The following is a 12,403-nucleotide window of genomic DNA, read 5'->3' as shown; positions in this document are numbered from 1 at the left end:
AAACCGCGGCGCCCGATCATCAACCCGCGGTTCAGCCTGCCACGCCTAGCGCGACGGTGCTGCCGGAGACGAGGATGCGCGACCATGCCGACGAAGCCGACGCACGCCGCAACGATGAGCGCGGCGGCGGATCGCGACCGGCGGATCGATCACAGCCTGTCGGCGCTGCTCGTCCTGCAAGGCGTCACATTGTTCGTGGTCGTGCCGATGGCGCAGGGCTGGTCGTCCGGCCGCAGCCTGCTCGACGCCTGCCACCTCGCCTTCGCCTTCATCTGCGTCACCGTCTTCACCCGGAACCGGCTGTGGCGGGTGCTGCTGATCGTGTCGATCGCGTTGCTGACCGCATGGCCGGCGTTCGGGCGGGTGGTGTCCGCCTCGCTCCAGCTCGACGCCACCGAGCAGCACGAGGCGATCGCGCTGGTCGCCTTCCTGTTCAATGTCGCGGTGACTGCGGTGGTCGCGCCGCACGTCTTCGCCGCCGGGCGGGTGACCGCGCATCGCATCCGCGGCGCGGTGCTGCTCTATCTCAACGTCTCGGCGTTGTTCGCGATCGCCTATGGCGCGATCCAGATGCATGCGCCGGACGCCTTCGGCGGTAGCGGCTTCGATCCGCACAGTGCCACCAGCGCGAATGCCGCTTTCACCTATTTCAGCCTGGCGACGATCACCACCACCGGCTTCGGCGACATCGTGCCGGTGGCGCCATTGGCACGCAGCCTCGCCAATCTAGAATCGGTGATCGGCCAGCTCTTCCCGGCGACGCTGCTCGCGCGACTGGTCGCGCTGCATCTTGCGCATGAGGACCGCGGCTAGCGCCGCGCGACTGCCGCCTCCACCCCCGCCAGCGCGGCACGACGCTGCGCGTCGAGCGCGTCGATCGTCGTCGCGGCGAGATCGAAATGCAGCTCGTGCATCTCCATACCGGAACGATACCCCTCCGGCCAGACCGCGGTCAGCGCGAAGCCGCAGCGGCGGAAGAACGGCGCGACCAGCGGCGAGGTATCGACGGTGACGTAGCGGGTCGGCGGCTCGGCGTAGCGTGCGACGTGCGCCAGTCGCTCGAACAGCAGCAGCCGGCCGAGCCCGCAGCGGTGGAAGCGTCGCGCCGCCATGCCCCAATAGAGCAGCGCCTTGTTGTAATGGTCCCAGATCTCATAGCCGCCGAACGCCGCCGGGACGCCGTCGACGGTGACGACGAACCCCGGACCGTCGGGCTCGTCGAGCGTCTCCTCCAGCCAGCCGCGATCGCCGGCCCCGAAATATTCGGGCAGGTTGGAGTCGAAGATCGCCAGCACCGCCGCCCGATCCGCGGCCTCGTAGCGGCGGACCGCGACCCGGCTCATGCCGCCGCCTGCCACAGCGCGACCGTCTCGATCGCCTCGCCATCGTCACGCGTCCAGCAGCGCGACATGCCCTCGCAGCGGGCGGTGGCGTGCACCGGGTCGATCACCTCGGTCTCGATCGTCTCCGGGGCGATGCGGCGCGGTTCGCCGACCAGCTTGGCGTGCGCTTCCTTGATCGTCCAGCGGCGCAGCCAGGCACGCGGCTGCACGAGCGGGTCGACCCGGCGCAGCGCGCGCCCTTCCCGTTCGGTCAGCATATCCCACAGGGGCGGCGCATCATCGACCAGTTCGCGATCGACCGCGATCGGCCGGGTGGCGGCACCGATCAGGCAGTGCGTGCCGCGATGCGACAGGCCGACGTACCAGCCCGCCGGGCTCGCCACGCGTGGCGCGCCCGCGGCGGTGCGCGCCAGCCGCACCTCCTCGACGCGCCGCCGCGCCAGCCGCGCCACCAGAGCCTGCATGAGGTCCCGCCGCGCCGCCGCATCCTGCGCCGCGGCGCGCCACACCACCGGCGCCGCCCCGTCCCAGTCCAGCGCCGCCAGTGGCCCGTCGTGCCAGTGCGGCGTCATGCGCCGGTCGCGATCCGTGCGGGGCTGCCCTCCCAATTGGTGCCGTCGGGCAGGGTCTCGCCCTTCATCACCACCGAAAGATCGCCCAATTGCGCGTCGGCGCCGATCTCCGCATCGTACAGCACGATCGCCAGCGACCCGATCGTCGCACGGTCGCCGACGCGGATCGGGCCGACCTTCATCACCCGGTCCTCGAACAGATGCGTCTGAAGCCCTGCGAAGTCATTGAGCGCGACGTCGTCGCCGATCGTCACCAGATCGTGCTCGGTGAGGTCAGTGGTGTCGATATAGCAGCGCTTGCCGATCTTCGCCCCCATCAGCCGCAGGTAGACGGCGATCCACGGCGTCCCGCGCAACGGTTCGAGCAGATTGGCGACCGCGAGATTCTCGTAGGTCGCGGTGACCAGCTCGCTGCGCCAGACGAAGGTGCTCCACAGCGGCGCGGTGGTCGCCTTGTAGCGGCCGGCGACCAGCCATTTCAGCGCCAGCACGAAGCCGCCGCAGGCGAGGCAGAAGCCGACGTAGAGGAACGGAAAGGCCAGGCCGATCACCAGCCCGCCGCGTTCGAGATCGTCGAGATCGCCGACCACCGACAGCAACAGGCTGAAGAAGACGAGGAAGGCGGTGAGCGACAAGGTGGTGCGCACCGCCTCGATCGACAGGCGCGTCGCGATCAGGCCGCGCGACGGGTTGAAGCGCGCGCCCTCGTCGAACATCGTCGCGACCTGTCGCACCGGCAGCTTGAACGCGGGCGAGCCGAACCAGGTGCTGCCGCTCTCCATCACCAGCGCCGGGTCCTCGGGCGGCTTGGAGAGCACGCCGATCAGCACCTCGTCGCCGATCTGCGCGCCGCTCGGCAGCAACGCCGAATTGCCGATGAAGCTGCGCCGGCCGATGCGGGTGTGCGCCAGCTCGATCGTGCCGTGGCCGATCCGCGCCGCGCCGAAGATGACGGAATCGGCGATGAAGCTCTCCGCGCCGATCTCAACGAGGTCGGGGACGATCGCGCTGGCGGTGGAGATCTCCGCCCGCCGCCCGACCTTGACGCCCAAGGCGCGATACCAGGGGATGACGTAGAGCGTCGCGAAGATCGGGTGCAGCAGCCGCAACGCCAGATCGTTGATCTGCTTGACCAGCCAATAACGCACGTAGAACCAGCTATCGAGCGCATAGGTGGCGGGCGCGACCTTGCCGAGGATCAGCCGCTTCGCCGCGACGGTCAGCACGCACATCATCACGACATAGGTCGTCGCGAGGAATGGCGAGACGAGCACATAGGCGTAGCCGGTGGTTGCCCAGTCGAGCTCGATCAGCGCGATGAGGCCCGGCGCGATCGGCAGGATGGCGATGATCGGCAGCATGAACGCGCCGAGCAGCAGCCCGAGCAGCGGCCCGAGCGGTTCGCGCCCTTCCCGCTGCGGCCGCGCCGGGACGTCGCCGGCGAAGGCCGCGGGCGATCCGGTCCAGCGCTGCCGCGCCGGGATGACCGCATCGGTCGGCAACGCCGACATGTCGTCAAGCACCGCATCCTCGCCGAGCGTGGCGTTGCGCCCGACCACCGCCTGCGACCCGACGAACGATCCCGGCGCCAGCGTCACCGTGCCGAGGCGCAGCAGCCCGCGCTCGACCGAACTGGTGGCGAGCACCGCCTGGTCGCTGATGATGGCATCGTCGCCGACGTCGAGCAGGTCGGCGGTATCGATGATTCCGGTGCCGATATGGACGCGCGCGCCGATCCTGGCGCCGAGCAGCCGGTAATAGCCGCGGATCATCGGCGTGCCCGCCAGATAGGGCGTGGCGGTGACGCCGATGATCCGCCGGATCAGCCACCAGCGGAAATAATGGAAGCCCCACAAAGGGTAATCGCCCGCCTTGAAGCGGCCGACGATCAGCCATTTGAGCGCGATCGACAGGAACATCGACGCGATCGGCACGATCGTGAAGAACAGGGCGCTCAGCACGAGCGCGCTGATCCGGTCGACCCGCCCGGCGAGATGCGTATAGGCGATATAGGGCGAGAACCATTGCAGCCCGGCGAGCGTGTAGATCGGCAGCAGCGCCACCGTCTGCGCCGCGACGCACAGCCGCCGCTTCCACGCCGCGATATGGTGGAAGCTGTCCGCCTGCTGCACCGCGACCGCCGCGCTGCCGCCGACGCGCAGCGCCAGCGCGCGGATCGTCGGCGCGGCATAGACGTCCTCGAGCGACAGGCCCTGCAACCCCGGCACCTTGCGCGCGGCGGAGACCAGCCGCGCGGCCTTGAGCGAATGGCCGCCGAGATCCTCGAACAGATCGTCGAGCACCGAGACGGGCTGCGGCGCGAACGCCTCCGCCCAGACGCGGTGCAACGTCTCCTCCATCGGCGTCGCGGCTGCGACGATCGCGCGATCGGTGGTGACGGTGATCGCCGGCTTGACCAGCGCCTTGCGGTCGACCTTGCCCGAGGCGGGCAGGGTCGGCAGCGCGGCGAGCGTCTGATAGGCGGCGGGGCGCATGTAATTGGGCAGACGTTCGGCGACGAGCGTGCGCAGCCCGGCGAGATCGATCGTCTCGTTCGCGCGCGCGACGAGGAAGGCGGCGAGGAATTCGGCGCCGTCGTCATCGTTGAACAAGTGCACGACGACCTGCGCGACGCCCGGCCATTCGCCGATCACCGCCTCGATCTCGGCGAGTTCGACGCGGAAGCCGCGGATCTTCACCTGCGTGTCGATGCGGCCGACGAAGTCGATGTCGCCCGCTGCGTCGAGCCGCACGAGGTCGCCCGACCGGTAGATCCGCTCGGGGCCGCCCGACACCGTGTCGAACGGCGTCATCGTGAACTTCTCGGCGGTGAGGTCGGGCCGGTTGACGTAGCCGACGCCGACGCCGGGGCCGCCGATGACCAGCTCGCCCTCCTGCCCCGCCGGCACCGGCTGCAACGCCTCGTCGACGATCCACGCGGTATAGCCGGGCAGCGGCTTGCCGATCGTGATGCGTTGGCCGGGCTGCACCTCGGTCCAGGTCGCGGTGACCGAGGTCTCGGTCGGGCCGTAGGTGTTGAGCAGCCGCAGCCCCGGCCGGGCGAGCCGCCGCGGCAGGTCGGGCGGACAGGCCTCGCCGCCCATGTTGATCAGGCGCAGCGTCGGCACCGGATGCTCGACCAAAGCGATCAGCGACGGCACGACGTGCCAGATCGTCGCCCCCGCCTCGGCCAGCGCGATCGCGACGTCGGGGCCGCTGGTCGCCAACGCCTCGGTCGCGACGAGCAGCCGCGCGCCGACGAAGAAGGCGCTCCACATCGTCTCCACCGACATGTCGAAGGCGAGGCTGAACCCGCCGAACACGACGTCGGCGGGGTCGAGCGCGAGGATCGCACTTTCCGAGCGGACGAGATGGCAGGCGTTGGCATGGGTGATCATCACCCCCTTCGGCCGCCCGGTCGTGCCCGAGGTATAGATGATATAGGCGAGGTCGTCCGGCACGCTGCCGGTCTGGTCGCGGCCGAGCGGACCGATCGGCTCGGCGGCGAGGTCGCCGAGCTCTGCGTCGATCGCCAGCGTCGCGCCGGCGATCGTCTCGGCGCGGCTGGTGACGGTGAGCGTCAGCGCGGCACCGCTGTCTTCGATGATATAGTCGATCCGGTCCTGCGGATATCCCCAGTCGACCGGCACATAGGCGGCGCCCGCGCGCAGCACGCCGAGGATCGCCATATATTGGTCGAGCCCGCGCGGCAGGCAGAGCACCACCCGGTCGCCGCGGCCGATGCCCATCGCGCGCAGCCGCTGTGCCAGCGCGAGGCTGCGCCGCGCCAGCATGTCATAGCTCCAGCTGGTGCTGCGGCCATATTCCTCGCTGGCGCCGATCAGCTCCAGCGCAACCGCGCCGCCGCTGCGCCGGCCGGTCGCGTCGAACAGTTCGTGCAGCAGTTCGTCGCGTGCATAAGGCTCTTCGGGGCGCAGCGCCGGGGCGGGCGCGATCGACGCCTGGATGGTGTGATCCGCCGGCGCGATATCGGGAGTCGTCATAGAATCTGCGTGCATCCCAACGTCTCAATCCTTCGTTACGATCGTAGCGGGTGTCAGAACCACGCGGAGATGCTGAGCGCGACGCCGATCGCCGCGAACAGCCCCGCCCCGCCGAGCAGCCAGCGCCGCCGGGTCAGCGCGCTGATCGAGGCGAGCGCGATGCCGACCTGCAGGAAGGTCATCGCGATCGCCAGCTTGGTATGCGGGCGCAGCGCGCGCCGGGATTCGGCATCCGCCTCTTCCGACCGACGGTCATACGCTTCCGCCGCCGCACGCAGCGCTTTGCCGCGCCTCGCGTAGCGGGCGGCGTCCGCGGCATAATCGTGCGTTGCGGCCGGTACCAGCACGGCGCTGGTCTCGGCGAGATGGCGCTTGAGATCCTCGGCCTGATAATAGGCCCAATTGTCGGACGCGCGCGCCTTCATCAGCACCGCCTCGTTCTTGTAATAGAGCGCGTCATTCTGTTCGTGGCCGCCGAGGAAGCTGATGATCGCGCCGAGCGTCGCGAGGATCGCCGAGAACAGTGCGATCTTCTGGCCGAGCGGTTCGTGATGCGCACGTTCCTCGACCGCATCTTCGTGCGCGCCGCGCACCTCCCATTCCTCTTCGCTCATGGCCGGTCCGCCGTCCGTGCCACGTCGGCTGCGGCCTCGTCGATATGCTCGCGCACCGCCCGCCCCGACAGAAAGACCTCGGTGGCGAAACAGGCGAGCGCAGCGATCGCGGCGACCAGCGCCGCACCGAACAGGCCGAACAAGACCGTCGCGGTGCCGGTGTCGCGCAGCACGCCGAAGAAGATCGTCGCCGCCGCGCAACAGGTGAGGCCACCCGCCAGCGCCGCGCTGAGCACCGCCGCGTCGAGCACCTGCGAGCGCAGCCGCAGCCGTGCGAGTTCGGCCGGCGCGCCCTCCCCCTTCGCCTTCAGCGCGTGGATACGGTCGAGCACCCGCCCGAGCCGCGTCGCGAACACGTTGAGCAACGATCCGACCGCGGTGAGCAGGAAGATCGGCGTGAGGGCGAGCTGGATGACATGCGCGGCACTGTTCAGCGGCTGCGACATCATCGCCATGCGACCCCGTCGCGACCGGAAGCCGCGCGTCGATCACGCCGCGACACCGCGTCTATCCTCATCCCCGTCATCACCGACCTCGTCATAACGGACATAACGACCCTGATCTATATTGGTCCCGCTCGTAACGCCGGTCGGCAGGCGATTTCTTGCCGCCGCCGCTTTGCGGCCGTCGCGGTTTCTCCGGCATGAACCATCAGCGCCGCGTCGCGCCGCGGATCAGCTCGCGCGCCTCCTCGCTGGCAGCGGCGGTGGTGGCGTCGTCGTGCACGATATCGTCGGCGAGCAGCATGAGCTGGTGACCCGTCACCGATCCGCTGTCGGCGACCTCGCCGAGCGCCAGCCCGCCGTCGCGCGCGATCGCCGCATCCCATTCGGCGCGGACGATCGTCCAATAATCGTGGGTCTTGGCCCAATAGTCCTCCGCCGCCGCGACGGGGAAATCGCGCGCGGGGACATAGCTGTTGACGACATATTCGTGGACGAAGGTCGCGGGTCGACCGTCCTTGCTGCCGATCTTGGCGTTGTCCTGCTCGTGCACCCAGCCGTTCGGCGTCAGGACATGGCGATTGGTGCCGAGATAATGGTCGTAGGGTACGCCGCGCGTCGCATCGCGGCGGGCGAGCGGACGGCGGGTCTCGTCGCTGGTCCAGCGGGTCACGCCATCGTCGTAGCGCCAGCGACCGATGCCGCCATAGCGGGGGCTGTCGTCGGTCTGCCACACCGTCTGCGACCAGGCGCCGCGCCGTTCCGCCTCGGGCATTGGGCGCAGCGTCCAGCGACCGGGCGCGACATAGGTCAGCACGTGCGCCGGCTGGAACGTCCAGTCCTGCCGCCAATGCTTGATCACCATCGTCTTGCCGTTGCCGTCCGCGACGACCAGCAGATGCTGGAGCACGACGTGATCCGGCGTATCGACGATCGCACGGACCAGTTCGTGTCCGCCGCTGATCTTGGCGGGATAGGGCGTGTAGCCGGCGACGAGCGGCGTCGTCTCGCGCATGTCGAACGTCACCTTGAAGGTCCCGGCCATCGCCAGGATCGCGGCATGATCGCGGGCCTGGTCGCCATAGTCCGCCTGCACCGCCGCCGCCGCAGGCCGCGCCGCGGCGGCATCCGGCCACGCCGCGAATGCGACCACGATTGCCGCGATATGGCTGCTCCGCCGACCACCGATACCGATCATCGCTTTCCCCCTTTTAGATCGGGATCAGTTAATGCGAATCAATAGCGCCGGCAAGGTGGACGGGGGATCGCTTTGCCTGTTCCAGCGCGAACGGGATCGTGCATAGTGGGCGCCATCGACACAGGGGGATCGTCATGACGCTGCGCAACCGGATCGTGCTCACCATCGCCGCGCTGAGCGTCCCGATCGCCGCGGCGGCGCAGACCGCCGCCGCCCCGGCCCTGCGCCCCGACCAGCAGCGCTTCCGCGCGCTCTATCAGGAACTCGTCGAGACCGACACGAGCATCACCACCGGCAGCTGCACCGCGCTCGCCGACAAGATCGAGACGCGGCTGAAGGCCGCAGGCTATACGGACAGCGCGATCACCCGCTTCGCCATGCCGGATCACCCCAAGGAGGGTGGCCTAGTCGTGGTGCTGCCGGGTTCGTCGCGCACCGCGAAGCCGATGCTGCTGCTCGGCCACATCGACGTGGTCGTCGCCAAGGCCGAGGATTGGACGCGCGACCCGTATAAGATGGTCGAGGAGAACGGCTATTTCTACGGCCGCGGCACGTCGGACATGAAGGCGATGGACGCGATATGGATCGATACGCTGATCCGCTTCAAGCAGGACGGCTATCGCCCCAAGCGCACGATCAAGCTGGCGCTGACATGCGGCGAGGAGACGAGCTGGGCGTTCAACGGCGCCAAATGGCTGGCGCAGAACAAGCCCGACCTGATCGCGGCGGAATTCGCGCTCAATGAGGGCGGCGGTGGCCGCTCCGACGGCAAGGGCAATCTGGTCATCGCCAACATCCACGTCGGCGAGAAGGCGGCGGTCAATTACCGGATCGAGGCGACCAATCCGGGCGGGCACAGCTCGGCGCCGGTGCGCGACAATGCGATCTACGAGCTGGCCGATGCGATCGGCAAGGTGCGCGACTACGACTTTCCGGTGCAGATGACCGACACCACCCGCGCCTATTTCCGCATCGCCGGCAAGGCGCGCGGCGACGCGATGGGCGCGGCGATGACGCGGGTCGCCGCCGACTCGACCGACAAAGCGGCGCTCGCGATCGTCGATACCGACAAAAGCTATCATTCGATGCTGCGCACGACCTGCGTCGCGACGCTGCTCGACGGCGGCCATGCCAATAACGCGCTGCCGCAGCGTGCCGGCGCCAACGTCAACTGCCGCATCTTCCCCGGCGTGTCGGCGGAGAGCGTCCGCGTCGCGCTCGAAAAGGTCGTCGCCGACCCGAAGATGACGGTGAAGCAGGTCGACGATCGCGGCCCCGCCGCGGTGCCGCCGCCGCTCGATCCCAGGATCGTCCAGCCCGCCGAACGGCTGCTCGCGCGTTATTATCCCGGCGTGCCGCTCGCGCCGATGATGTCGACCGGCGCGACCGACGGCATCTATCTCGGCGCGATCGGCATTCCCTCCTACGGCCCGCCGGGCCTCTATGGCGATCCCGACGGCAATGGCGCGCACGGGCTCAACGAACGCGCGATCGTCAAGGCGGTCTATAGCGGGCGCGACTATCTGTACGATCTGGTCAAGGCCTATGCGGGGTGAACCCGCGCCACATTGTCTCTTCCATCGTGCGGGGGTGCAGGTAAAGGTCTGGCCGATCACGAGAGTCTGCAGGATCCTACCGCCCCGATGTCGGCCTTACCCGCGATGCACCGCACCCCCGACGCCGCGCACGACTTCCTGACCGGCGGCGGCGCCTGCGCCAGGCTGATCGGGGAGCGCGATTGGTCGGCGACGCCGCTCGGACCGATCGCGCGGTGGCCGCAGAGCCTGCGCACCGCGACCGCCATCCTGCTGCGCTCGCCGGTGCCGATCGTGATGCTGTGGGGCGAGGCCGGCGTCATGCTCTACAACGACGCCTATTCGGCGTTCGCCGGCGGCCGCCATCCCGCGCTGCTCGGCTCGGAGGTGCGGCTGGGCTGGCCAGAGGTCGCCGACTTCAACGACAACGTCATGAAGGTCGGGCTCGCCGGCGGCACGCTCCACTATCACGACCAGGAGCTGACGCTGTACCGCCACGGCCGGCCCGAGCAGGTCTGGATGGACCTCGATTATTCGCCGGTGCTCGACGAGAGCGGCACGCCCGGCGGCGTCATCTGCATCCTCGCCGAAACCACCGAGCGCGTCGCGAGCGAGCGGCGCACCGCCTTCCTGCTGGCGCTCGCCGACGCGCTGCGTCCGCTCGACACACCCGATGCCATCACCCGCCTCGCCGCCGAACGGCTCGGCGAGCGGCTCGACGCCAGCCGCGTCTTCTATGCCGAGATCGTCGACGGCCGGATGACGGTTGCCTGCGACCATGCGCGCGGCGTCGCCTCGATCGTCGGCGATCATTCGCTCGAGGCCTTCGGTCCCGATCTGCTCGGCGCCTATCGGATCGGCACGCCGGTCGTGGTGCGCGACGTCGGCAGCGACCACCGGCTGGGCGTCGAGGCGCGCACCGGCCTGACCGAGCGGCAGGTCGGCGCCTTCATCGACGTCATCCTGTTCGAGGGGACCGGCCGGGTCGGGCTGCTCGCCGTCCAGTCGGCGACGCCGCGGGTCTGGACGGCGGCCGAGGAAAGCCTCGTCCAGGAGGTCGGCGAGCGGGTCAAGACCGCGGTCGAGCGCGCCCGCGCCGAGGAAGGCCTGCGCCGCCTCAACGAGACGCTCGAGGAGCAGATCGCGCTGCGCTCGGCGGAGCGCGACCGGTTGTGGACCCTGTCGCAGGACATGCTGGCGCGCGCCGATTACGCCGGGATGATGTCGGCGGTCAGCCCGGCCTGGTCGCGCCTGCTCGGCTGGACCGAGGCGGAGCTGCTCGCCCGCGGCTATGCCAGCTTCATGCATCCCGACGATCAGGCGCATACGCTGGCGGCGATCGGCCGGATGGCCGAGACGCGGCGACCGACCCGCTTCGAGAACCGCATCGCGACACGCGACGGCGGCTGGAAGGACATCGAATGGACCGTCGCGCCCGAGGCGGACGGGGTCAATTTCGTCGCCGTCGGCCGCGATCTCAGCGACAGCAAGGCGCGCGAGGCGGATCTCGAGGTCGCGCGCGAGGCGCTGCGGCAGAGCCAGAAGATGGAGGCGATGGGCAGCCTGACCGGCGGCGTCGCCCATGATTTCAACAATCTGCTCACCCCGATCGTCGGGTCGCTCGACATGCTGGTCCGCAAGGGCATCGGCAGCGATCGCGAGCAGCGGCTGATCGGCGGCGCGCTGCAATCCGCCGAACGCGCCAAGACGCTGGTCCAGCGCCTGCTCGCCTTCGCACGCCGCCAGCCGTTGCAGCCGACCGCGGTCGACGTCGCGCGCGTGGTCGACAGCATGACCGGGCTGATCGGCTCGACGCTCGGCCCGATGATCGAGGTGCGCGTCGATCTCGCCGATCTGCCGCCGGCCAAGGCCGATCTGAACCAGCTCGAAATGGCCCTGCTCAACCTTGCGGTGAATGCGCGCGATGCGATGCCCGACGGCGGCGCACTGACCATTTCCGCGCGGCGGGAAAGCGTGCGCGAGCGCGACGTGCGCGGGCTGGCGCGCGGCCATTACGTGCGGCTCAGCGTCCGCGATACCGGCGTCGGCATGGATGCCGAGACGCAGCGGCGCGCGATCGAGCCGTTCTTCTCGACCAAGGGCGTCGGCAAGGGCACCGGCCTTGGGCTGTCGATGGTCCACGGCCTCGCCGCGCAGCTCGGCGGCGGGCTGACCATCGAAAGCGCGCCGGGTCAGGGCACGACGATGAGCCTGTGGCTGCCGATCAGCGCGATCGCGGTCAACCGGGAGGATGCGTCCGCTGAGTTCCTTCCCGCCGCCCAGGGCCTGGGAACCGCGCTGCTGATCGACGACGAGGAGCTGGTCCGGCTGAGTACCGCCGACATGCTCGCCGACATGAGCTATGTGGTGGTCGAAGCCGCCTCCGCCGAGGAGGCGTTGCAGTTGCTCGATGCCGGCCTGACGCCCGACATCGTCGTCACCGATCATCTGATGTCGGGGATGAGCGGCGCGCAGCTCGCGCGCGCGCTCAGGCACAGCCATCCCGGCCTGCCGGTACTGATCGTCTCGGGCTATGCCGAGGAGGACGGGATCGATGCCGCCATTCCCCGCCTGACCAAGCCGTTCCGCAACGCCGAACTGGCCGCCAGCCTGTCGGCGCTGACCGCCTCCGCGCTCGGCGGCTGACCCGGCGGTCGCGCGTTGCGACGGCGCGTGCGCCCGATCGCATGACGC

9 protein-coding genes are annotated in these 12,403 nt (G+C 69.5%); 3 read left to right on the top strand and 6 right to left on the bottom strand.

Features of this window, described 5'->3' with window-relative positions; genetic code table 11:
- Window positions 1-84 precede the first annotated feature (84 nt).
- Complete coding sequence (locus tag AC07UH_RS19755) at window positions 85-813, top strand: ion channel (protein WP_495181893.1); 729 nt, start codon at window positions 85-87, stop codon at window positions 811-813.
- Here the strand turns inward: AC07UH_RS19755 and AC07UH_RS19750 are convergent.
- The 6 genes from AC07UH_RS19750 to AC07UH_RS19725 all read right to left on the bottom strand — a co-directional run bounded on the left by AC07UH_RS19750 (window position 810) and on the right by AC07UH_RS19725 (window position 8,174).
- The gene (locus AC07UH_RS19750; protein WP_137898968.1) at window positions 810-1,343 is read right to left on the bottom strand and encodes a GNAT family N-acetyltransferase; all 534 of its coding nucleotides are present in this window, start codon (window positions 1,341-1,343) and stop codon (window positions 810-812) included. The two genes, AC07UH_RS19755 and AC07UH_RS19750, sit on opposite strands and share 4 nt — an antisense overlap.
- Window positions 1,340-1,915, bottom strand: coding sequence for a 4'-phosphopantetheinyl transferase family protein (locus tag AC07UH_RS19745; protein WP_495181892.1), 576 nt, complete (start codon window positions 1,913-1,915; stop codon window positions 1,340-1,342). Before AC07UH_RS19745 ends, AC07UH_RS19750 begins: the two co-directional genes overlap by 4 nt.
- Window positions 1,912-5,919 carry a Pls/PosA family non-ribosomal peptide synthetase gene (locus AC07UH_RS19740; protein WP_495181891.1) on the bottom strand — a complete coding sequence of 1,336 codons (4,008 nt, stop codon included), beginning with the start codon at window positions 5,917-5,919 and terminating at the stop codon, window positions 1,912-1,914. Before AC07UH_RS19740 ends, AC07UH_RS19745 begins: the two co-directional genes overlap by 4 nt.
- Before the next feature lie 53 nt (window positions 5,920-5,972).
- Window positions 5,973-6,533 (bottom strand): DUF4337 domain-containing protein, encoded by a 561-nt coding sequence (locus AC07UH_RS19735; RefSeq protein WP_495181890.1) that lies wholly within the window; start codon window positions 6,531-6,533, stop codon window positions 5,973-5,975.
- Window positions 6,530-6,988 (bottom strand): DUF2721 domain-containing protein, encoded by a 459-nt coding sequence (locus AC07UH_RS19730; RefSeq protein ID WP_495181889.1) that lies wholly within the window; start codon window positions 6,986-6,988, stop codon window positions 6,530-6,532. Before AC07UH_RS19730 ends, AC07UH_RS19735 begins: the two co-directional genes overlap by 4 nt.
- 196 nt (window positions 6,989-7,184) lie before the next feature.
- Window positions 7,185-8,174 (bottom strand): DUF6607 family protein, encoded by a 990-nt coding sequence (locus tag AC07UH_RS19725; protein ID WP_495181888.1) that lies wholly within the window; start codon window positions 8,172-8,174, stop codon window positions 7,185-7,187.
- A 134-nt stretch (window positions 8,175-8,308) separates the two neighbouring features.
- Here AC07UH_RS19725 and AC07UH_RS19720 point away from each other — a divergent pair, with 134 nt between their 5' ends.
- Both AC07UH_RS19720 and AC07UH_RS19715 read left to right on the top strand, forming a co-directional pair.
- Window positions 8,309-9,730 (top strand): M20/M25/M40 family metallo-hydrolase, encoded by a 1,422-nt coding sequence (locus AC07UH_RS19720; protein ID WP_495181887.1) that lies wholly within the window; start codon window positions 8,309-8,311, stop codon window positions 9,728-9,730.
- 87 nt (window positions 9,731-9,817) lie between these two features.
- Window positions 9,818-12,355 carry an ATP-binding protein gene (locus AC07UH_RS19715; RefSeq protein WP_495181886.1) on the top strand — a complete coding sequence of 846 codons (2,538 nt, stop codon included), beginning with the start codon at window positions 9,818-9,820 and terminating at the stop codon, window positions 12,353-12,355.
- Window positions 12,356-12,403: the final 48 nt, after the last annotated feature.

This window comes from Sphingomonas sp. GW821-FHT04B01 (assembly GCF_059420425.1).
This window is presented reverse-complemented; position numbering and strand designations above follow the sequence as displayed.

Bases quoted from the DNA above. Each gene is read 5' to 3' on its own strand.
- AC07UH_RS19730 (WP_495181889.1), bottom strand. From the start codon at position 6,988: ATGGCGATGATGTCGCAGCCGCTGAACAGTGCCGCGCATGTCATCCAG.
- AC07UH_RS19750 (WP_137898968.1), bottom strand. From the start codon at position 1,343: ATGAGCCGGGTCGCGGTCCGCCGCTACGAGGCCGCGGATCGGGCGGCG.
- AC07UH_RS19740 (WP_495181891.1), bottom strand. From the start codon at position 5,919: ATGACGACTCCCGATATCGCGCCGGCGGATCACACCATCCAGGCGTCG.
- AC07UH_RS19720 (WP_495181887.1), top strand. From the start codon at position 8,309: ATGACGCTGCGCAACCGGATCGTGCTCACCATCGCCGCGCTGAGCGTC.
- AC07UH_RS19745 (WP_495181892.1), bottom strand. From the start codon at position 1,915: ATGACGCCGCACTGGCACGACGGGCCACTGGCGGCGCTGGACTGGGAC.
- AC07UH_RS19735 (WP_495181890.1), bottom strand. From the start codon at position 6,533: ATGAGCGAAGAGGAATGGGAGGTGCGCGGCGCGCACGAAGATGCGGTC.
- AC07UH_RS19725 (WP_495181888.1), bottom strand. From the start codon at position 8,174: ATGATCGGTATCGGTGGTCGGCGGAGCAGCCATATCGCGGCAATCGTG.
- AC07UH_RS19755 (WP_495181893.1), top strand. From the start codon at position 85: ATGCCGACGAAGCCGACGCACGCCGCAACGATGAGCGCGGCGGCGGAT.
- AC07UH_RS19715 (WP_495181886.1), top strand. From the start codon at position 9,818: ATGTCGGCCTTACCCGCGATGCACCGCACCCCCGACGCCGCGCACGAC.